Origin of the sequence: Streptococcus sp. HMSC062D07 (genome assembly GCF_001814215.1) — a bacterium.
In the GTDB taxonomy this organism is placed as follows: Bacteria; Bacillota; Bacilli; order Lactobacillales; family Streptococcaceae; genus Streptococcus; species Streptococcus infantis_I.
Map to the genome: position 1 here is coordinate 87012 of NZ_KV815334.1, position 21522 is coordinate 108533.

Here is a 21522-nt window from a genome sequence, read left to right on the forward strand (position 1 = left end):
TAGAAAGGTTAGCGTTGGGATCTATTCGAAGAAGAGTTGTTGCTCTCACTGGTAGTATTATTGTTAGTATTACCATTATTATTGCTGTTGCTACTGTTATTACTTCGATTATTATTGTTGCTATTGTTATTGTTATCTTTGTCTTTTTTATCTTTGTCTTTGTTATCTTGTTTTATTAAATTTCCAACAATTGTATTCCAAGCATTTCGATAGTCAGCCTCACTACCACCAATTGCAAAGTGGAATGTCGTAGTTGGGGCACCAGCTTGGTTGGCCCAGTAACTTGTAACAGTCTCTCCGCCAATTTCGTAATCTTTTCCGTTGAGATTAACTCGTCCTGGCTTTTGACCAGTTGATTTAAGAACTTGAGAAGAAGTTACACTTGAATCAAGGCTGAAACGCTCAGTTCCCCAAGCAGAAGGAGAAGCTTGTTGAATAGCATTTACCAGATTAGCCATGTACTTAGCATTACGGAAGTATGCGCCGTTAGCTAGGGGACTATTATCATCGTGACCAACCCAGCCTCCAAGAGTCAATTTTGGAGTTGAAAGCATGAGCCACATATCACCTTCTTCGTTGGTTGTACCAGTTTTACCAATCCAATCAGCACCTGCTAACTTAGAATTGATGGAAGCAAGATCGCTTTGAAAGCTCGTGGTTACTCGTGATGAAAGTACGTCTCTCAATAGACTTTGCATAATGGTTGCAGTAGCTTTAGAGTAGACCTGAACAGGTTCGTCTTTATGCTCATATATGACCTCGCCATTGCTTTTTTCGATTTTCGAAATCATGTATTTTTTATGGTAAACTCCATTATTAGCAAGTGTTTGATATCCATTTGTATGTTGAGCTACAGTAACTTCAATTCCTCCTCCCATAGGAAGACTTTCAATACCATATTCTGGGATTTCATAACCCATTTTTTCCATGTAGGAGCGGACATCAACTCCTTTTTCACGGAGCATACGATAGGTCCAGTAGGCAGGGATGTTCCATGAATAATTGAGGGCTTCCTTAAGGTTTATCATAGCTGTTCCTGGACTGTTGACGTGCATGATAGGGGTTCCGTTAGCAAAGTTGGTAGGATAGTTTGATAGGATACTAGCACTTCCCATCAATCCTTGGTCAATAGCAATACCATAAGCTAATAGTGGCTTAGTAGTAGAGGCAGGAGAGCGTTTAGTATCAAAAGCATGATTATTTTGATTGTTTTGGTAATCTCGTCCTCCTACAAATCCTATGATGGCTCCTGTTTTATTATCCATTAAGACATTTCCGACTTCAGGTTGACCACTACTATCATTTAAAAGGTAGCCATAATTTGCCACAGCATCTTGCATGGCAGCGTGGATCGTTTTGTCGATTGTAGTAGTGATACGGTAACCACCATTTTGAATTTCTTTTTCAGCTAATTCACGATAGGATTTTTGGATAGACTCGTTTTTGAGTTCTTGGGCAGAGACGTTGTCTTTTTGTACCAAGTAGTCATACATGAGATTAGTTGCTTCATCGAGAGCAGTAAAGTAGAGATAGCCCCTAGAAGTTACGTCTACACTTTCAGCTGGTAAGAAATCTTGCTTAATGTCATATGCCTTATAGGTTTCGTAGTCTTCTTGACTGAGCACTCCAGTTCTGTACATATTGTAAAGGACATCTTTTGAACGTTTGATACCTAGTTCCATATCCTCTTCGCTCTTCATTTCCCCAGTTGATTCATAAGGTGAGTAGGAGATAGGACTTTGTGGCAATCCTGCTATGAAGGCTGCTTGAGGAATCGTTAGCTGATTGGCGTCAACCCCGAAAATACCCTTGGCTGCTTGTTGAGCTCCTGCGATGTTTTGACCTTTATTGTTACGACCAAAAGGAGCAACATTGAGATAGGTTGTTAGGATTTCGTCCTTGCTCATAGCTCTTTCTAAGGCCAAGGCATCCACGATTTCACTGGCTTTACGAGCAAGTGTAGGAGCATCACCAACCACTTGTTGTTTGATGAGCTGTTGTGTTAGGGTAGATCCTCCACTGGAAGAACCAAGTCCGATGAATTTTCCTAGACTGGCGCGAATAACCGCTTTAGGAACGACACCGTTGTGCTCTGCAAAGTGTTCATCCTCGGTTGCAACGATAGCTTGCTTGAGATTATCTGAAATGGCGTCTGATGACACAGAAGTGCGAAGTAGATCGCTTTCGATAGCGCTAATCATGGAACCATCTGCATAGCGAATTTCAGAGATGGATGAAATATCGTTCACTTGTTTGACTAAATCTTCTGTTTGAGGGACACTTACTTTATCAAACAGGGAAACTGCATAACCGAAAACAACTCCAGTACCTAAAAGTCCACCAAGAAAGGCGATAATGAATAGGGTATTAAAGGTTGCCTTGATTCCCAGTAAGATATTGGCAAAGATAGTCCAAATATTCGTTTTGGTTTGCTTTTTCTTTTTAGATTTTTTAGGACCACTTTTTCCTAAATGTATATTTTTTAACTTTGTTTTTAGGGACTGAAGGAAAGCCAGTCCTTTTTCTTTAAGTTCTAACAATTTATTCTTCATTTCTTTCCTCACTCTTATTATTATACCATAAAAGCAATGATTGCAAGAAATTAGTCTTGGACGAGCTTTAGAGGGGTTAGGCAACAAAAAAACCAGGTAAATTCAACCTGGTTTTAAGGGTTTGTTATTCACCTGAAAGTTCTTTTCCAAGATCAATCAAGTAGTCTTTCAAGTGGTCTTTAACTTGTGGGTGTTTGAGAGCATATTCGATGGAAGTTTTCATAAATCCAAACTTATCTCCGACATCGTAACGTGCACCTTTAAACTCGCGAGCAAATACTCGTTGGGTTTTATTGAGGGTATCGATAGCATCTGTTAGTTGGATTTCATTTCCGGCGCCAGGTTTTTGATTTTCAAGAATACCAAAAATCTCAGGTGTGAGAAGGTAACGACCGATGATGGCTAAATCACTAGGAGCATCCTCAGGTGCTGGTTTTTCAACGAAGGTTTCAACGCTGTAAAGTCCGTCTTTTCCTTCACCTTGAGGTGCGATAACACCATAGGCAGAGACTTCTTCGTGTGGTACAGGCATCACAGCAATGGTAGAAGCGTGAGTCTCTTCGTAATCATTCATGAGCTGTTTGGTCAATGGGACAGCACTGTCATCAGTGATATCCATGAGGTCATCTCCCAGCATTACCACAAAAGGTTCGTTCCCGACGAAAGCTTTGGCTTGTAAAACGGCATCTCCGAGTCCACGTGGGTGTGTTTGACGGATGAAGTGAAGGCGCATGCCTGTTGTTTCATCAACTAATTTTAAGAGATCTGTTTTTCCTTTTTCCCTGAGGTTGTATTCTAGTTCAAAGTTTGAGTCAAAGTGATCTTCGATAGAACGTTTTGACTTCCCTGTTACAACAAGAATATCCTCAATTCCAGACTTTAGAGCTTCTTCAACGATGAATTGAATAGTTGGCTTATCCACGATTGGCAACATTTCTTTGGCCAAGGCTTTGGTTGCCGGGAGGAAGCGAGTTCCAAGCCCCGCGGCAGGGATAACAGCTTTTCTAACTTTTTGCTTCATGAGCTTCCTTTCTAACGGTGATTATGACCACTCGTTTTCTGCTTTGAACTCGTTACTCATGAGTTCAGAAACAGCATCCTTAATATTAACATTTTCATAAATAACTTGGTAGATAGCCTGGGTGATAGGCATATAGACTCCAAGCTCTTGCGCTAATTCGTAAGCAGCTTTGGTAGTTGAAATTCCTTCGATGACCATTCCCATGTTGGCTTCGATATCTGCCAAGGCTTCACCACGCCCAAGAGCATCACCTGCTCGCCAGTTGCGTGAGTGGACAGAAGTTCCGGTGACGATTAAATCCCCAACACCTGAAAGTCCGCTATAAGTCAGTGGATTTGCTCCAAGTTTGACTCCTAGACGAGTGATTTCCGCAAGCCCGCGCGTGATAATAGCTGCTTTGGCATTATCTCCAAATCCAAGTCCATGAAGGGCTCCTGCACCAACCGCGATGATATTTTTAAGAGCACCAGCTGTTTCCACTCCGATCACATCTGTATTGGTATAAAGACGGAAGTAGTGGTTACTAAAGAGTGCTTGAACATACTGAGCTGTCTCTAAATCCTTAGATGCAGCAGTAATCAAGGTAATATCACGGACGATTGTTTCTTCTGCGTGACTAGGACCAGATACAACCACAATTTCACTGCGGAACTCTTCAGGGATTTCTTCTTCAAGAATGGTTGAAAGACGTTTGTGACTATTTGGCTCGAGACCTTTTGAAGCATGCATAATAACCACTTTATGATCAAGAACAGCAGCTACCTGTTGAGCTACCAATCTTGTCACCTTAGTTGGAACTACGAACAAGACAGCGTCAACGCCCTTCAAGACTTCTGCCAAATCATGGTAGGCAACAATCTTTTCGTCTAAAACAGTATCCTTAAAATAGCGTTTGTTGGTATGTTGTGTATTGATTTCGTCAATTTGGTCAGGAATATTTCCCCAGATACGTACTTCATGTCCATTGTCATTTAAAACTTGTGACAGAGCAGTACCCCAAGAACCAGGCCCTAAAACAGCGATGGTTTGTTTGTTCATTTTCCCCTCCTTCTGAGAAAGCACTTTCCTATATTCTACCATAAAAAGCCCTATCTTGCATCTATATTATTTATGAAGAATTAACTTAGTAAGAGAGTATAAATAAAAAAACAGCCAATAAGAAATTTGGCTGTTTTTAGGAGACAAACTAGAGTGTAATACTATTGTTTTTAGAAATTTTCATAAATAGTAACAATGAAGTAACTGTCAAGACAGTGAGGATAGTTGACAAAGCAGCTGCCACGCCATAATTTCCACGAAGTACTTCAGTGTAGATAGCTACGGTCATTGTTCTAGTCTTAACATTGTACAAGAGAATCGAAGTAGAAAGTTCTGAAATCATTGTTACCCATGATAGGATTGCACCTGAGATGATACCTGAAAGCATCATTGGGGTAGTGATTTTAGTAAAGGTATTGAGACGGCTACTTCCCAAACTTTCGGCAGCTTCTTCGATACTAGGAGCAATTTGTTGCAAACTAGCAACTGAAGAGCGAATAGTATAAGGAAGTCTTCTGACAGATAGGGACATGATCAAGATGAAGGCTGTTCCTGTAATCATAAGGAAGCCACTTCCGAAGATACCTGTATTGAATGAAGAGATAAAGGCAATACCGAGAACTGTTCCTGGTACGATATAAGGTACCATACTAAGACTATCGATTAGATTCGTAAATAGGTTGCGCTTACGAACTGCAAGGTATGAGATGAAGGTCGCAAAGACAACAACTAGAATCAAGGCAAGTAGAGGAATGCGAATGGTATTGAAAATAGCAGATCCCATACGGTTAAAGGCTGTCTTATAGCTATTTAATGAGTATCCTTTAACAAATACCATACCTGATGTCTTAAGGAATGATGTGTAAATCAAGTAAACTTGAGGTAATACAGAGAATAAGATAATGCCATAAACAGTCACATAAATAGCAGCCATCTTTCCTTTTGTCGTTTTCTTAGGTTCGATTGGATGAAGCGAGTTCATACTAAAGCTGAAACGATTTGAAATGTACTTTTGAATGAGGAAGATAGCAAGTGCGATTGTAATAGCCATGATTGCTAGAGCAGATGCGAATGCTGAGTTGCCTCCAACCTCACTGATAAACTGAGTATAGATTAATACCGGGAAGGTACGATATCCCTCACCAATCAGCATCGGAGTACCAAAGTCTGAGAAAGCTCTCATAAAGACTAGGAGTGCCGCTGCGAGTAAAGTTGGAACTAAGAGTGGCAAAACGACTGTTAGAATTCGTTTAAAGCCGAAAGATCCCATGCTTTCAGCAGCTTCCAAGAGGGAGTTGTCGATACTCTTCATAGTTCCAGCTACGTATAGGAATACGAGAGGGAAAAGTTGGAGTGTAAAGACAAGTACAATACCTTTAAAGCCGTAGATATCAAAACCTGGCAAATGTAGTGTGTTGGTTAGAAATTTTGTGATAACTCCGTTTCTACCAAGAAGTAGAATCCAAGAATAGGCACCTACAAAGGGAGCTGACATGGATGCGATGATAATCAAAATTTGTAAAAATTTCTTTCCCTTGAAGTCATACATTGAAAAAAGATAAGCTAGCAAGGTACCAACAACGACAGAAGTGATTGTGGCAGTTACAGAAACCTTAAAACTATTAATGAGTGTCTCAGAATAATAAGATTTGCTAAAGAATGTTACAAAATTTTCTAAAGAGAAACTACCTTCATGTATTAGCGCTTGTTTTAATACAGTCACGATTGGGTAGACTAAGAAAACTAAGTATGTAAGGAAAATGAAGAAGGAAGATGCAGTCCAGATATTTAGTTTTTTACGATCCATGGCTGACTCCTTTTATGAGATTCCGAGAACCATCTTCAGAGAAGACATTGAGTTTCTGAGTATTGATACGTAAACGAACATGATTTCCTTTTTCTAAATCTTCTTCGAATGTAGATTCTTCACTCACTTGAAGTTTTGGAGCAAATCCTGTTTCAATGAAGTATTCAGTATTTAATCCAAGGTAAACGCTGTCGGTAATTGTTCCATCGATTGGGCCATTTTCATCACGGATAAATTCTTCGGGACGAATGCTGACACGGATGTTTTGTTCGTCGACTTGGTCAAGAGCTGGCATACGAAGAGAATAACCATCTTCAAAGACTATGTAAGATCCATCAGCTTGTTTTTCTAAACGAGCAGGAATTATGTTTGTTCTACCAATAAAGGTTGCGACAAATTCATTCGCAGGTTTGTGGTAAAGTTCTTTTGGACGACCAATTTGTTGAATAACACCATCTTTCATAACGGCAATTTGGTCAGAAATAGCCATGGCTTCTTCTTGGTCATGAGTTACGTAGACAGTTGTAATACCAACTTCGTGTTGGATTTCGCGGATAGCTTGACGCATATCTAAGCGAAGTTTTGCATCTAGGTTACTGAGGGGCTCATCCATGAGGAGAACGCTAGGATTAACAGCCAAGGCACGTGCTAAGGCAACCCGTTGTTGCTGACCACCACTAAGTTTATCTGGTCTACGATCAGCGTATTGGGAGATCTGCATTAACTCAAGGTATTTATTCGTTTGTTTGATGAGTTCATCTTTTGGAACTTTCTTTTGCTTGAGTCCAAATGCTACGTTATCACGCACTGTCAAATGTGGGAAAATCGCATAGTTTTGGAAAACCATTCCAATGTTTCGCTTGCTAGGTTCCATATTGTTGATTTTAGTATCGTCGAAGTAGAATTCTCCTCCTTCGATGCTATTGAAACCTGCAATCATACGAAGCAAGGTTGTTTTTCCGCACCCTGAAGGCCCAAGGAGAGTGAAAAGGCTCCCCTTAGGAATGGTAACGTTTAAATTTTCGATAACAGGTACATCATTGTAGATTTTCTTAGCATTAATAATTTTAATCTCGCTCATAGTCGACCTCTTTTATTGTTTAGATTGGATATCTGTAAAGATTTCGTTGTATTTTTTAACAATATCTGATTTATTTTTGATGACATAGTTATAATCTTCAGTTAGTGTTTTAATTTGTTCGATTGGTTTCATGTTTTCGCTAGTTTTAGCATTTTTACGAACTGGACGGTTAGTAGTTGTTGTACCAAGGGTATCTTGAACTTCTTGAGAAATGATAAAGTCGATAAATTTCTTAGCGTTTTCTTTATTTTTCGCGTTTTTTATAATAGCAGCACTTGCTGGTAAGAAGACAGTTCCTTCTTTTGGATAAACAACTTTAATGTTGGCACCATCGTTTAGAAGTTTAACTGCAGGATCTTCGTATGAAAGACCAACAGCCATTTCTCCATCTGCTACAGCCTTGTAAACACCAGATGAACTTGAGCCAATTTTGCCGTCGATCAAAGTAAAGAGGTCTTTGACATATGTCCAAGCTTTATCATCTGTATACCCACCTTGTGCTTGTAGCATGTTTGTTAGTTGTGCAAAAGCACTAGAAGAGTTAGCTGGGTCAGCAGTTGCAATTTTACCTTTGAGTTCTGGTTTGATAAGATCACTATATCCTTCGATATTCATCCCCTTAGTTAAATCAGGGTTTACAATTAAAACACTTCCGTCTAATGTATAAGGAGTTGAGTAACCAGTTGTATTTTGATATTCTTTGATGACATTTTCATTTTCAGGAGAAACGTAGTTTTCAAAAAGCTCCCCATGAGTAGCATATTGAGTATAAGAACCACCAAATATGATATCTGCAACAGGTGCTTCTTTTTCAGATTCCAATTTTTTAAAGAGTTCGCCAGTTCCTGCTTGAATGAGTTCAACTTTAATGCCATATTTTTCTTCAAAAGCAGGGATTGTTGCACCAATTAGTCCTTCTGAGTTTGGCGAATAGACTACAAGAGTATCGCTACCTCCGTTTTCAGTAGCTTTATCTCCTGAAGCCTCGTCAGAAGAACAGGCGGTCAGCCCCAAAATAGCAAGTCCACAAGCAGCAAAATACATCCATTTCTTTTTCATGATGGATACCTCCAAAGTTTTTGTTATATCTATTTTAAAAAAATGTAAGCGCTTTTAAAACCCAAAATTCTATCCTATTAGGGGAAAATTCTCTACAAAAAAGAAGAATAATTTCTAAACTATCCTTCCTATGTTTTTTAATTCTTTTGGAGAAATATGAAAGTATTTCTTAAAAACTTTTCCAAAATACTTATAGTCTGAGAAGCCGACTTCTTCAGCGATTTGACTAAGAGGAGAGTCAGGATGTTGACTCATCTTTTCAACGGCTTGTTTTAAACGATATTGAAGGATGTATTCGTTCAAGGTGATAGGGAAATCTTCTTTGATAACCTTGTAGAGATAACTTTCGCTATAGCCTAGATTCTCTGCAATGGTAGAAATGGTAAAGTGTAGGTAGTAGTGTTGGTGTACAAATTCGAGAATTTGTTGAATCAGTTGATTTTGAGGATTGATTTTTTGAAGAGAGGTAACAAAGGTTTGATAGTCTTGTAAAAATGGATTGGATTGGTGTTGGGTCATTTTGAGACGAAGTGTTATTTTTTCTAGACACTCTGTTAGTTCTGTGACGTTTATAGGCTTAGATAGGAAGTCTACAGCTCCAAATTGCATAGCTTTTTTAGCATTTTGGAAATCGTCATAGCCAGATAAGATCACTTTTTCATAGGAAATAGACTTTGTGGCTTCAAACATCATAAAAGCATCCATGATGGGCATGGTGATATCCGATAGTACAATATGTGGTTTTAGTTTTTGAATCAGTTCCATTCCTTCTTGTCCATGGCTAGCAGTTCCTACAATTTGAATACCTAAAGCAGAGTAATCGACAGCAATCTCAAGCCATTTTCGAATAAGGTGTTCGTCTTCAACAATGATTAGCTTAAACATGTGTTCTTCCTTTCGTGACAAATTTCACCCAAGTTTCACCTTTGGGATTTACTCCTAAATCCAACTCGACATTTTCAAAAAAGTTATTCAATCGTTTGTAACTATTGACAATACCGTGCTGCGTATGTGGACTATTCAGAGATTCTAAGATATGGAAACATTCTTGTTTAGTTAAACCACCTGCATTATCCAAAACGATAAAAGTCAGTGTTTCTTGCTCTTCAGTGATTTGGATAGAGATAGCAAGGTCAATACGATACTGTCTTCCATATTTTAGAGCATTTTCTACAAGCGGTAATAGGAAAAGTTTCGGAACGGTTTGGGAATATAGACTTTGAGAACAGTTAATTTGATAAGAAAATTGTTCAAAACGAATTTGATGAATCTTTAAGTAAGCTTCAATAATCTCTAAATCTTGTCCAAGAGTCGTTTCTTTCTCTAATTCAGTCACACTGTATCGCAAGATGCGCGTGAGATTTTGAATCAGTTCTTGAGTAATACTCGCATCAATCATACTCGTGATTTTAATGGTTTCCAAGGTATTGTATAGGAAGTGAGGATTGAACTGAGCTTCTAGCATCTTTCTTTCAAAGACCCATTTTTCCTTCTCGATAGTTAACATCTTTTGATGAAGCTCGTCCAACTCCTGTAGCATATCGTTAATTTTCTCGGCTATCAGTTCAAATTCATCCTCAGTATGGAGAGTAAGTTTCTTTTCTTTTTTCTTAGGAATTTCATGTAATTGAAAGACTAAACTTTCAATAGGACCAGCATTATGGGTTGCGATTTTATGGGCGATTCTCCTAGCCTGCCAAAAATATAATAGAAAGATACAAAGTGTTAGTATGGAAGCAAGGCTAAGTAAGCTAGGAATAGGAAAGAATGATTGGAAAGTGTAAATTGAAAAAATTGAATCAACTTTACGTTTTTCAATCAAAATTGGATTTTCAACGAACCAATGTGTTTTTGAACGGAGCGATTTCTCATCAAATTTTTCCAGAGTTGATTGTGTAAATTGATTAGTATTACTAGAGTATATATTACCAAAGGAATCTGTGATGATGTATTTTGAATTAATTAAGGGGATGCTTGATACGAAATCATTCTCATTCACAAAGGAAATACTATATGCTATTGCTCGTTGATTTTGAATTATAGGCATAATAAAGACAGCATAATGTTGCTTGTCCATCGATAGAGCAACTTTCTCTGAAATGGATCCTTGGGTAGTGTTTTGAATTAATAATTTTAAATAATAGGGAGCTAAAAGAGTTTCTTTATGATTGCGATTGGTGCTAAATAAAAGTTCGCCAGTCTCATCGAGAATGACAAAATCAGAACTGAGTTTTAGTTGAGCTTTTGTTTCATAAAATAGACTAAATAATTCTCTATCAGTGTGTTTACCTTCTATAAATTCTGGAACCATTTTTTTATTCATGGTTTCCAATAATTCATAATTTGCTTGTTTCATGTCTTGAACATGTTGAGTAATTTGTTGAGTATCCTTAGCTAGTTGCTGCTTTTGAAGGAAATAGGAAAAACCAAATAGAAGGATAAGGAGTAAGAGAGAAGTCGCTAGGGCAGCTAAAGAACTGCGGTGAAGAATCTCTTTTTGGAGAGAATTTTTGAAAGAATGGGGCATAATTCACCTCTTTGGGAAGAGTTTGTTAAAGTAAGTATAGCAGTATTAAAAATGGAAGGCAAGGTCAAAAAAGAAAAGAGTTAAGAATAAAGAGGCTAATTCCCTCTAAAAATGGTATAATAGGAACATCACGAAAATTGGAGAGACAGCATGAGTTTTTACAATCACAAAGAAATCGAGCCTAAGTGGCAGAAACACTGGGCTGACCATCACACCTTTAAGACAGGAACAGATGCTTCAAAACCTAAGTTTTATGCGCTTGACATGTTCCCTTACCCATCTGGAGCGGGTCTTCACGTAGGGCACCCAGAAGGCTATACAGCGACAGATATTCTCAGTCGTTTCAAACGTGCCCAAGGCTACAACGTCCTTCACCCAATGGGATGGGATGCCTTTGGCTTGCCTGCAGAGCAATACGCTATGGATACAGGGAATGACCCGGCGGAATTCACAGCGGAAAACATTGCCAACTTCAAACGCCAAATCAATGCGCTTGGATTCTCTTACGACTGGGACCGTGAAGTCAATACTACAGATCCAAACTACTACAAGTGGACGCAATGGATTTTCACTAAGCTTTACGAAAAAGGCTTGGCTTATGAAGCTGAAGTGCCAGTAAACTGGGTTGAAGAATTGGGAACAGCTATCGCCAACGAAGAAGTTCTTCCAGATGGAACATCTGAGCGTGGAGGCTATCCAGTTGTCCGCAAACCAATGCGCCAATGGATGCTCAAAATCACTGCCTATGCTGAGCGCTTGCTCAATGACTTGGATGATCTTGACTGGCCAGAGTCTATCAAGGATATGCAACGCAACTGGATTGGTAAATCAACTGGTGCCAATGTCACTTTCAAAGTGAAAGGAACAGACAAGGAATTCACCGTCTTTACCACTCGTCCTGATACCCTTTTCGGGGCGACCTTCACTGTTTTGGCGCCTGAGCATGAACTAGTAGATGCTATCGTAAGTGCGGAACAAGCTGAGGCTGTTGCTGAATACAAACACCAAGCTAGCTTGAAATCAGACTTGGCTCGTACAGACCTTGCCAAGGAAAAGACAGGGGTTTGGACTGGTGCTTATGCTATCAACCCTGTAAACGGCAAAGAAATTCCAATCTGGATTGCCGACTATGTTCTTGCTAGCTATGGAACAGGTGCCGTTATGGCCGTACCTGCCCATGATGAGCGTGACTGGGAATTTGCCAAACAGTTTGGACTTCCAATCGTAGAAGTGCTGGAAGGTGGAAATGTAGCAGAAGCTGCCTATACTGAAGATGGCCTTCACGTCAACTCTGACTTCTTGAACGGTCTCAACAAAGAAGAAGCGATTGCTAAAATCGTGGCTTGGTTGGAAGAAAAAGGCTGTGGCCAAGAGAAGGTGACTTACCGCCTCCGCGACTGGCTCTTTAGCCGTCAACGTTACTGGGGTGAACCAATCCCAATCATTCATTGGGAAGACGGGACTTCAACAGTTGTTCCTGAAAATGAATTGCCTCTTGTCTTGCCAGTTACTAAGGACATCCGCCCTTCAGGTACTGGGGAAAGCCCATTAGCTAACTTGACAGACTGGCTTGAAGTGATTCGTGAAGATGGGGTCAAAGGTCGTCGTGAAACCAACACTATGCCACAATGGGCCGGTTCAAGCTGGTACTACCTCCGCTATATCGATCCACACAACACTGAGAAATTGGCTGATGAGGACCTCCTCAAACAATGGTTGCCAGTCGATATCTACGTGGGTGGTGCAGAGCATGCCGTTCTTCACTTGCTTTACGCTCGTTTCTGGCATAAATTCCTCTATGATATCGGTGTTGTTCCAACTAAAGAACCATTCCAAAAACTCTTTAACCAAGGAATGATTTTGGGAACAAGCTACCGTGACCACCGTGGGGCTCTTGTGGCGACTGACAAGGTTGAAAAACGTGACGGCTCCTTCTTCCATGTGGAAACAGGAGAAGAATTGGAACAAGCACCAGCCAAGATGTCGAAATCCCTCAAGAACGTGGTCAACCCAGACGATGTGGTGGAACAATACGGTGCTGATACCCTTCGTGTCTATGAAATGTTCATGGGACCACTCGATGCTTCGATCGCTTGGTCTGAAGAAGGATTGGAAGGAAGCCGTAAGTTCCTTGACCGTGTGTACCGCTTGATTACAAGTAAGGAGATCGTTGCGGAAAACAATGGTGCTCTTGACAAGGTTTATAACGAAACTGTTAAGGCTGTCACTGAGCAAATCGAGTCGATGAAGTTCAACACAGCCATTGCCCAACTCATGGTCTTTGTCAACGCTGCTAATAAGGAAGACAAACTCTATGTGGATTACGCTAAAGGCTTTATCCAATTGATCGCCCCATTTGCACCTCACTTGGCAGAAGAACTCTGGCAAACAGTCGCAGCGACGGGTGAGTCAATCTCTTACGTAGCTTGGCCAACATGGGATGAAAGCAAATTGGTTGAAGACGAAATCGAAATCGTCGTTCAAATCAAAGGAAAAGTCCGTGCTAAACTCATGGTCGCTAAAGATCTATCACGCGAAGAGCTGCAAGAAGTTGCTCTCTCTGACGAAAAAGTCAAAGCAGAGATCGAAGGTAAAGAAATTGTGAAAGTGATTAGTGTACCTAACAAGCTTGTAAATATCGTAACGAAATAAATTTAAAAGTCCTTCAGAGTAGAATCTGGAGGATTTTTTGTAGATTACCTGTGAGATGTGATATACTATTCACATCTTTAAACTTATAAGTGTGAGACAAGGAGAAAGCTATGCCAGTAAATGAATACGGTCAGATGATTGGTGAACCTGTAGATGATACACCTGGAGTTTTGCCTTCACTTGTACGGATAGAAGGGCGATATACGATTATAGAAGCTCTATCGGTGGAAAAGCATGCAGAGGATTTATTAGCTGTATATGGCCCAGATAGTCCTCGTGAGATGTGGACCTACCTTTTTCAACCACCTGTGGCTAATCTAGAAGAGTTAATGGTAGCCTTAAAGCAGATGATTGAGCGCAAGGATCGCTTTTACTACGCGATTATCGATAAAGCAACTGGTAAAGCACTGGGGACTTTTTCTCTCATGCGTATTGACCAAGCCAATCGCACCATTGAAGTTGGCGCGGTGACCTTTTCTCCGGCTCTCAAACAGACCAGGATGGGAACAGAAGCTCACTATTTGCTAGCTCGTTATGTTTTTGAAGAACTCAACTATCGCCGCTATGAGTGGAAGTGCGACGCCCTCAATCTTCCATCTAGAAAAGCAGCAGAACGTTTGGGCTTTGTCTATGAAGGCACCTTCCGCCAAGCTGTTATCTATAAAGGTCGCACCAGAGATACGGATTGGTTGTCCATGATCGATAAGGACTGGCCACAAGTCAAAGCTCGTTTGGAAACATGGTTGGCTCCTAAAAACTTTGATAAAAATGGGCAGCAGATAAAATCGCTTAGGCAATGTTAGAAAGGTTCTACTATGATAAAATTTACAAAAGAATCCTCTGTTTCAATTGATGACGTTTTACATCTCTATCAGGCAGTTGGTTGGACAAACTATACCAATCAGCCACAGATGTTGGAGCAGGCCTTGTCTCATTCGCTAACGACTTATCTTGCCCGTGATGGTGAGGAAATCGTTGGTTTAATGCGTCTGGTTGGAGACGGTTTTTCATCCGTTTTTGTCCAGGATTTGATTGTTTTGCCTAGCTATCAGCGCCAAGGAATTGGTAGTAATTTGATGAAAGAAGCCTTAGCTGACTATAAGGATGCCTACCAAATACAACTAGCGACTGAACAGACAGAAAAAAACTTGGGTTTTTACCGTTCTCTGGGGTTTGAAACCTTATCTACTTATGATTGTACAGGAATGATTTGGGTGGATCGAAAAAAATTTAAATAATTCTTTTATCTTAAGTTAACTTTAAGTTTACTCATGTATCATGTAATCATTAAGTAAAGACCTCCTAACTTTATTTAATAGAAATCCTAAACTTTTCTTTTTCATAATAATCTCCCTAAAGAAGCCACCAAATCAGGTGGCTTTTTTTATGTTCAAATGCAGAAGTTTTAAGGTAGAATTGACCACATAATCATCCATTTCGACCACATAGCACCAAACTATATTTTTTCTTTTTCCTTTTTGTTAAACTGAAGGTGTAAAAAGGAGGAAGGAAATATGATTTTACAAGTAAAAGGCCTCACTAAGAACTATGGAGACTATACAGCAGTAAAAGATATAAATTTAGAGTTTAAAAAAGGAAGTTTTAACGCAATCTTAGGACCTAATGGGGCTGGCAAATCGACCACGATTTCAATGTTAATCGGACTTAAAAGAGCAACTAATGGTCAAATCATCTATGCGCCCAATACTCGGATTGGAGTTGTTTTTCAAGCAAGTGTATTGGATGAAAAGTTGACGGTCAAAGAAAACCTAGCCATTCGCGCTCAGCAGTATAAGGGGATTAAAGGTGGTCGTGTGGAAGATTTAATCAATCAACTAGGGTTGACTGCTTTTCAGAAACAACTTTATGGAACTTTATCAGGAGGACAGAAACGTCGAGTTGACATTGCTCGGGCTCTCCTAGCCAATCCCGATATTTTATTTCTAGATGAGCCTACGACTGGACTAGATATTCAGACTCGCAAATCCATTTGGGATTTATTGTATCGTCTACAAAGAGATGAAGGGATGACTATTATCTTAACGACTCATTATCTGGATGAAGCAGATGAGGCAGATCAACTTTATATTATAGATCATGGAAAGGTTATTGCCCAAGGTTCTGCTGCTGAAATTAAAAGTGAGTACGCTTCCAATCTTTTAAAAATTTGTTTTAAAGACAAGCAGGTGGAGAAATTCTTACCTAAAAATATGCCTGTGGAAAAGGAAAATGAGTTTGAGTATAGTCTTTATCCTAAGAGCCAATTGGAAGCTATTGATTATTTGACCCAAGTTCGTGAGAAGATTGCTAGCTTTGAATTTCGTCCAGGAACTATGGATGATGCCTTCATAGCCCTTACAGGAAGAGAGGTGCGCTAATGTTAGCTTTGTTAAAACGTGATTTTTTGTTGTATTTTCGTAATCGTTCAGGAGTCTTTTTCTCATTACTGGGAGCTTTGATTTCCTTTCTACTCTATATCATTTTTTTGCAGAAAAATCTGATGGATGCCTGGTCTCAACTTCCTGATAATAAGAGCCTTTTAAATAACTGGCTGATGGGTGGAACATTGGCTGTGACTGGGATTACAACCAGTTTTACAGCTTTGACCCAGATGGTACAAGATCGTGAAAATCAAGTGGATCAGGATCTCTTTTTGACAGATTTAGGGAGCTGGGGCTTGCAACTGTCTTATCTTATTAGTAGCCTTATCATTTCCTTTGTTATGCAAGCCTTTATGCTTGTTGTTATGAGCCTTTATTTTCAAGAAATTCCAGCTATGAGTAAGCTATTTGAAATTAGTTTAATCATGCTGCTAAGTAGTCTCCTTTCAACATTGGTAAATGTACTCTTGATTTATCATTTCCAGTCAGTAGATAGTCTGGGTAAATTGGCTACAATTGTAGGTACAGCTTCAGGATTTTTAGTGGGAACTTATGTACCAATGGGAATTCTTCCTAACTTCGCTAAAGTTCTCATGAAGTGCACACCGGCTACCTATCTTGCTTCTCTCTATAGACAGGTCTTAATGAAGGAGCAATTAGAAACTACATTTATGGGGAATAGTAGCTTATTAGAAGAGTTTCAAGAAAAATTAGGAATCCGGCTTAATTGGCAGAACCTTTTAACAAAGGAAGAAACATACTTAATAGTGGTGAGTATCTGCCTCCTAACTTTTCTGCTTTGGCTGGTAGTAGTTAAAATCTCTAGCAAAAAAATAAAATTTATAGGTTAAGCTAACTTTAAGTCTTCTACTGTATCATGTAATCATTAAGTAAAGACCTCCTAACTTTATTTAATAGAAATCCTAAACTTTTCTTTTTCATAATAATCTCCCTTAACTCCACCCAATCAGGTGGAGTTTTTTTGCTTTATTTAAAGGCTTTTTGGAATTTCCTAAACATCATTTTCCGATAAATTTCGGTAGTTTTTGGAATATGGTCGGGGAGTTGTCGGGAAGTTTTTGAGGGATTGGCGGGGACTTTTTAGCGAATATGGCTCAGGAATAAATCTGTCGTTGCTTCCGCAAGTTCGTCCTCAACTTGGTTATAACGATCTGTCATATAAACCTTTGTATGGCCTAGCGCCTGACTCAATTGCTCAAGCGGGACTCCTGCAATGATACTTTGAGTCGTGAAGAAGTGGCGCATCATGTGAGGTGTTACATGCAATCCTGTTGCTTCATTGACTAGATTAAAATTCCTATTTAGCTGATTAGGATTGATGAGCGTTCCTTTTTCGTTGATCGTAATGTAATCTTTTTGCTGATCTTTGATAATCCCTAATCTCCTTTTAACCTTAGCAGCTTCATCTATCAGATAATAGATAAGGTCTGTCCCGATATCATCAAGGCAGACGTAGCGCTCCGATTCCTTCGTTTTAAGTCCTCCTTTCCCTTTCAAAGTCTGATTGCTTCGACTGTCTCTAAGATGCAGTATAGCCCGTCCACTATCATTCTGAGTCACGTCTATTGGACGCAACCCAAAGACTTCCCCTCTCCTCAATCCAAAAATGGTAAGATAGGTAAGAGCGTAAAATTCTTTTGGCATGATTTCTTCAGCTTTAGAAATCCAAGACTTGAACTCTTTCAGTGAAATTTTCTTATTTGTGGCAGGGATATCACTTTGTCCTATAAAGACACCTTTCAAGCGATTTGAGGGAAGATTCCCATTTTTCACAGCATCGTTTAGCAATGCCATGAAGCTGGAATTGAGAGTTTGAACAGTGTATCTGGTGTGATTCTTTAATTTTTCAGAAATGAATAGTTCATACTCATTTCTATCCAAATTTTTAAGCAGAACAGAACCAAACTTTGGTTTGATGTGGTTCTTATAAAGATTGTCATTGAGGTAGTAGGAAGTGTCATTCCAGCGCCCTGTTGACAATCTCTTTTCCGAATAAATATCCCAATACTGATCGAGAGTAAGATTCGTATTGATACCTAATTCTTGTTCTTGGATTTGTTGCTCAATCTCTGTCAAGGCTGCACGAGCTTGTGGAAGTGTTGTGAGACCGCTCTTAGTTATCTCTTTCTTTTTCCCTCTGAAATAGAAAGAGCGTCTGATATAGTAACGCTTGCCTTTGGCAGTCTCGTAGTAATAGATATTTGGGTATTTTGTCTTAATGTATTTCATTGTATTCTCCTTGTTTATTAGCTTCTGGACAAGGTCTAAACGTTGAGAATATTGACATCACCCCTTTCATGGTGTAAAATAGGGTATAGAAAAGAGGCCTTTTTAATGGCTGATTTTTATCTAAGGTAAGCTTCACAATCAAACTTTGGCGAGGGCGATTGTGGGGCTTTTTTGTTATTTCTTGACTTTATCTTTTAAAGCTTTTTCAATAGCTTGTTTTAATTCTAAAATAGCTGCTTTATCTTCTTTAAGGAATGTCACAGTATTTTCATCTTTTACTGCATCGAAAACACCACCTTTTACATCAGACGAACCAGGGTAAACAAGCTGAAGATACCCAACAGTCGCACCAGGCTCTTTTAACTGATAAGCAGTGATTTCTGATAACAAAATTGATTTTTCACCATCTAATCCATGCAGTAAAACATTCGAAACATTTGATTTTCTGGCAATTCTGATGAAGTAGTCATCAACTCTTACTACTGTTTTTGATTTTTTGAACTCAAAAACTCTTTCATTCGGTTCTTCTGTAAAAAGTTCAACTTCTTGAACATCGTTTTGTTTCTTCCCAAATAATGCCATTTCTATTCACCTTTCTTTTTGTAAAATTTATTAACTACCTGTCAATCTATAAAATTCTTCCTGAATCATTTGTTCACCCCAAGTTGTTGCAATCCTATGCCTTTCAGCAAATCTCAACCAATTAAACTCTGATGGTTCACATTGAGACAATTCTTCAGATATAAGATGACGAACCATGAAGCGGTCTGCTTCATTTTCGTATTTATAGAGTAATCTTTTGTAATGCGCTGGGTTATGGTTTATATGCCCTAATTCATGCAGGATGACCTCTTCTCGTTCTTCCTGACTAAGATTTCTATTCACATAGATAGTTCGTTCATCTGGGAAATAGAAACCTCTACGTTCCCACATGGTTTCAGGAAAAAGATAGAGTGTGACCTGATACTCTTCTAAGAGCTCACTCACTTTCAATTTCAGACACCCCCAAAGAAAGCTTAATAATTTGCGCAATCTTATCAACATCTTCGTCTGATAGCGGTTTACCATCAAAAAGAACCACACGTTCACGAAGATTAGACAAATCAACAACACGACCATCAGCAGTAGTGACAATATCACTAGCTACATTAGGATTATCAGTACGACCTAATAGATAATCAGTCGAAACATTAAAATATTCAGCAATTTCTTGAAGTCGCTCAGAGTTAGGCGCCTTCTTTTTTAATGAATAAAAATAATTTGTACTATAACCCAAAGTTTCTTCTAGTTTTGACAAAGCAATTCCTCGCTTTTTAGCAAGTTCTTTGATTTTTTCAAACGTTGAAAACATTGTTAAATCAACCTTTCTACGCTTTACAAAAAATATTCTAGAAAAAAGTATAGAAAAGTGTTGACAAGTTCTATAAAAAAGTATAGAATATATATTGTAAAGCGAAATATAAAGCGAAAACGAAAGAGAAAAGACAAACTAAAAATAAAAGCTTTGGCGAGCGTTGTGATTGGTTTAGAAAGTCCTTTGTTTATGTTTTTCTTATACTTTGATTATAGACTTTAGTCTAGAAAAAGTCAAGAAATTCTATAAAAAAGTTTTCGCTTTGTGTTTCTCTAAAAAAAGAAAGGAGCTACACATGAGCACTCAACACCAAAAATGGAACGAACTGGTAAAACAAAAAATGGCTGAGCGCAATTGGAATAACGCTGACTTGGCTCAAACGATTGGATTCAAGCGAACATCAAGCGTTATTACAGAATTATTCAACATAGGTAAGGGTTCTGATGATTTGAAATTAAAGATTTCAAAAAAACTAGGAATATCAGAATCATGGGAGAAATTCGAGGAGTAAGAAATGAACGAAATATTTAATTTTCATGGACAAGATGTCCGTACTTTAACAATTGATGACGAGCCTTGGTTTGTAGGAAAAGATGTCGCTGACATTTTAGGATATGCTAAACCACTAGACGCAATTTCTCGGCACGTTGACGAAGATGACTCCGTGAAATACGGACTCACCGACAATCTAGGTCGAACACAAAATACTATCATCATCAACGAGTCAGGTTTGTATTCTCTAATCTTATCAAGCAAACTGCCACAGGCAAAAGAATTCAAGCGCTGGGTAACATCAGAGGTATTGCCAGCTATTCGCAGACAAGGTGGCTTCATTCGTGAAGACTTAGACGAAGATGCCTTCATTGCCCTATTTACTGGACAGAAAAAATTGCGTGAGCAACAAGCTAGCATGATTGAAGATATCGACTACCTCAAGAATGAACAACCAATCCATCCAAGCTACGCTCAATCGCTATTGAAGAAGCGTAAGGCTAGGGTTGTGGCTTGCTTGGGTGGGATTGATAGTCCTGCTTATGCTGATAAGATTTTTGCTCAATCGGTATTTAGACAAGCTGAGATTGATTTCAAGGATCACTTCAATATTAGTCGCTATGACTTGCTACCGAAAAAATTTGCAGAAGCCGCATTGGCCTATTGGATGACTTGGGAGCCAAGCACCAATACCAAGATGAAAATCATGAAAATGAACGCATTTGACGAAATTTAGAAAGGGTAAAAGATGGATAATGTTCTACTTTCATTAACGGACTGGATCAAATCCATTATCAAGGACACGATCACAAGGTTGGTTGAAATAGAAAAAGATAGTGACCACTATCCTGAATTGATGGATGTAGGTACTACCTGCGAATTTCTAGGAATCAACTATGACACATTTTCAAATAATTATCGTTACATGAAGGGATTTCCGAAAGAACTCCCTGGTAAGAAATGGTCAAAAAGAGCCATCAAGGAATGGCTCTCGAATCAACTATAATAACTTTACTAAAAGGCTTCTGGACAAGGTCTTAGCAAAATTATTTGACTATATTATAGCACAAAAAGAGGATAAAAAACATGAACAATTTACAAATTATCGCAGTAGGCACAGTAGTATCAGTAGTATTGATTGAATCGCTGATGATGAATATCAAGCTAAAAATGGCCATGAGACAGAAAAAGAAGACTCAATTTCAATCGCCACAATTTGAAAAAGGGTTTATCGACTTTAAAACAGGTCGACGTGTGGATATTGATCCCGTTACTCGAAAAGAAACATTTGCGGATTAGCAAGGAGAA

Annotated in this window: 21 protein-coding genes; 9 read left to right on the forward strand and 12 right to left on the reverse strand. The window is 38.9% G+C overall.

Annotation, left to right across the window (positions count from 1 at the left end; all coding sequences use genetic code 11):
* Positions 1 to 8: 8 nt before the first annotated feature.
* The 8 genes from pbp1b to HMPREF2957_RS07175 form a co-directional block, all read right to left on the reverse strand.
* Positions 9 to 2552: a penicillin-binding protein PBP1B gene (gene pbp1b, locus HMPREF2957_RS07140; protein WP_070678479.1), complete on the reverse strand. Its 2544-nt coding sequence runs from the start codon at positions 2550 to 2552 to the stop codon at positions 9 to 11.
* Between the two features lie 124 nt (positions 2553 to 2676).
* Complete coding sequence (galU, locus tag HMPREF2957_RS07145; protein WP_070678482.1) at positions 2677 to 3573, reverse strand: UTP--glucose-1-phosphate uridylyltransferase GalU; 897 nt, start codon at positions 3571 to 3573, stop codon at positions 2677 to 2679.
* Between the two features lie 21 nt (positions 3574 to 3594).
* A complete protein-coding gene (locus HMPREF2957_RS07150; RefSeq protein WP_070678485.1) occupies positions 3595 to 4611 on the reverse strand; it encodes an NAD(P)H-dependent glycerol-3-phosphate dehydrogenase in 1017 nt (338 codons plus the stop codon).
* A gap of 148 nt (positions 4612 to 4759) precedes the next feature.
* Positions 4760 to 6418: an ABC transporter permease gene (locus HMPREF2957_RS07155; protein ID WP_070678488.1), complete on the reverse strand. Its 1659-nt coding sequence runs from the start codon at positions 6416 to 6418 to the stop codon at positions 4760 to 4762.
* On the reverse strand, positions 6408 to 7499 hold the full coding sequence (locus HMPREF2957_RS07160; RefSeq protein ID WP_070678491.1) for an ABC transporter ATP-binding protein: 1092 nt from the start codon (positions 7497 to 7499) through the stop codon (positions 6408 to 6410). The genes HMPREF2957_RS07155 and HMPREF2957_RS07160 overlap by 11 nt, the downstream gene beginning before the upstream one ends.
* Positions 7500 to 7511: 12 nt before the next feature.
* Positions 7512 to 8558 carry an ABC transporter substrate-binding protein gene (locus tag HMPREF2957_RS07165; protein ID WP_070678494.1) on the reverse strand — a complete coding sequence of 349 codons (1047 nt, stop codon included), beginning with the start codon at positions 8556 to 8558 and terminating at the stop codon, positions 7512 to 7514.
* A 114-nt stretch (positions 8559 to 8672) separates the two neighbouring features.
* Positions 8673 to 9443 (reverse strand): response regulator transcription factor, encoded by a 771-nt coding sequence (locus tag HMPREF2957_RS07170; RefSeq protein ID WP_070678496.1) that lies wholly within the window; start codon positions 9441 to 9443, stop codon positions 8673 to 8675.
* The gene (locus HMPREF2957_RS07175) at positions 9436 to 11085 is read right to left on the reverse strand and encodes a sensor histidine kinase (RefSeq protein ID WP_070678500.1); all 1650 of its coding nucleotides are present in this window, start codon (positions 11083 to 11085) and stop codon (positions 9436 to 9438) included. Before HMPREF2957_RS07175 ends, HMPREF2957_RS07170 begins: the two co-directional genes overlap by 8 nt.
* A gap of 150 nt (positions 11086 to 11235) precedes the next feature.
* Here HMPREF2957_RS07175 and leuS point away from each other — a divergent pair, with 150 nt between their 5' ends.
* The 5 genes from leuS to HMPREF2957_RS07200 all read left to right on the forward strand — a co-directional run bounded on the left by leuS (position 11236) and on the right by HMPREF2957_RS07200 (position 16969).
* Positions 11236 to 13737 carry a leucine--tRNA ligase gene (gene leuS / locus HMPREF2957_RS07180; RefSeq protein ID WP_070678503.1) on the forward strand — a complete coding sequence of 834 codons (2502 nt, stop codon included), beginning with the start codon at positions 11236 to 11238 and terminating at the stop codon, positions 13735 to 13737.
* Between the two features lie 110 nt (positions 13738 to 13847).
* Complete coding sequence (locus HMPREF2957_RS07185) at positions 13848 to 14540, forward strand: GNAT family N-acetyltransferase (protein ID WP_070678506.1); 693 nt, start codon at positions 13848 to 13850, stop codon at positions 14538 to 14540.
* Between the two features lie 12 nt (positions 14541 to 14552).
* Entirely contained in the window at positions 14553 to 14975 is a 423-nt protein-coding gene (locus HMPREF2957_RS07190) for a GNAT family N-acetyltransferase (RefSeq protein WP_004250626.1), read from the forward strand.
* Positions 14976 to 15251: 276 nt separating this feature from the next.
* A complete protein-coding gene (locus HMPREF2957_RS07195; RefSeq protein ID WP_004250628.1) occupies positions 15252 to 16115 on the forward strand; it encodes an ABC transporter ATP-binding protein in 864 nt (287 codons plus the stop codon).
* Entirely contained in the window at positions 16115 to 16969 is an 855-nt protein-coding gene (locus tag HMPREF2957_RS07200; RefSeq protein WP_004250630.1) for an ABC transporter permease, read from the forward strand. The genes HMPREF2957_RS07195 and HMPREF2957_RS07200 overlap by 1 nt, the downstream gene beginning before the upstream one ends.
* A gap of 250 nt (positions 16970 to 17219) precedes the next feature.
* On the opposite strand, the gene HMPREF2957_RS07205 is transcribed toward HMPREF2957_RS07200, so the two are convergent.
* The 4 genes from HMPREF2957_RS07205 to HMPREF2957_RS07220 all read right to left on the reverse strand — a co-directional run bounded on the left by HMPREF2957_RS07205 (position 17220) and on the right by HMPREF2957_RS07220 (position 19719).
* Positions 17220 to 18368: a tyrosine-type recombinase/integrase gene (locus HMPREF2957_RS07205; RefSeq protein ID WP_070678509.1), complete on the reverse strand. Its 1149-nt coding sequence runs from the start codon at positions 18366 to 18368 to the stop codon at positions 17220 to 17222.
* Positions 18369 to 18542: 174 nt separating this feature from the next.
* Positions 18543 to 18950, reverse strand: coding sequence for a DUF4429 domain-containing protein (locus HMPREF2957_RS07210; RefSeq protein ID WP_070678512.1), 408 nt, complete (start codon positions 18948 to 18950; stop codon positions 18543 to 18545).
* 30 nt (positions 18951 to 18980) lie between these two features.
* On the reverse strand, positions 18981 to 19301 hold the full coding sequence (locus tag HMPREF2957_RS07215) for an ImmA/IrrE family metallo-endopeptidase (RefSeq protein ID WP_261674157.1): 321 nt from the start codon (positions 19299 to 19301) through the stop codon (positions 18981 to 18983).
* Between the two features lie 46 nt (positions 19302 to 19347).
* Positions 19348 to 19719: a helix-turn-helix domain-containing protein gene (locus tag HMPREF2957_RS07220; RefSeq protein ID WP_070678518.1), complete on the reverse strand. Its 372-nt coding sequence runs from the start codon at positions 19717 to 19719 to the stop codon at positions 19348 to 19350.
* Positions 19720 to 20017: 298 nt separating this feature from the next.
* On the opposite strand from HMPREF2957_RS07220, the gene HMPREF2957_RS07225 reads away from it, so the two are divergent.
* From HMPREF2957_RS07225 to HMPREF2957_RS07240, 4 genes are all read left to right on the forward strand, one after another.
* Complete coding sequence (locus tag HMPREF2957_RS07225; protein WP_070678521.1) at positions 20018 to 20233, forward strand: transcriptional regulator; 216 nt, start codon at positions 20018 to 20020, stop codon at positions 20231 to 20233.
* Positions 20234 to 20236: 3 nt separating this feature from the next.
* Positions 20237 to 20950 (forward strand): ORF6C domain-containing protein, encoded by a 714-nt coding sequence (locus HMPREF2957_RS07230; protein WP_070678524.1) that lies wholly within the window; start codon positions 20237 to 20239, stop codon positions 20948 to 20950.
* Between the two features lie 12 nt (positions 20951 to 20962).
* Positions 20963 to 21220 (forward strand): hypothetical protein, encoded by a 258-nt coding sequence (locus HMPREF2957_RS07235; protein WP_007519052.1) that lies wholly within the window; start codon positions 20963 to 20965, stop codon positions 21218 to 21220.
* An 80-nt stretch (positions 21221 to 21300) separates the two neighbouring features.
* On the forward strand, positions 21301 to 21513 hold the full coding sequence (locus HMPREF2957_RS07240; RefSeq protein WP_070678527.1) for a hypothetical protein: 213 nt from the start codon (positions 21301 to 21303) through the stop codon (positions 21511 to 21513).
* The last annotated feature ends 9 nt before the right edge of the window (positions 21514 to 21522 follow it).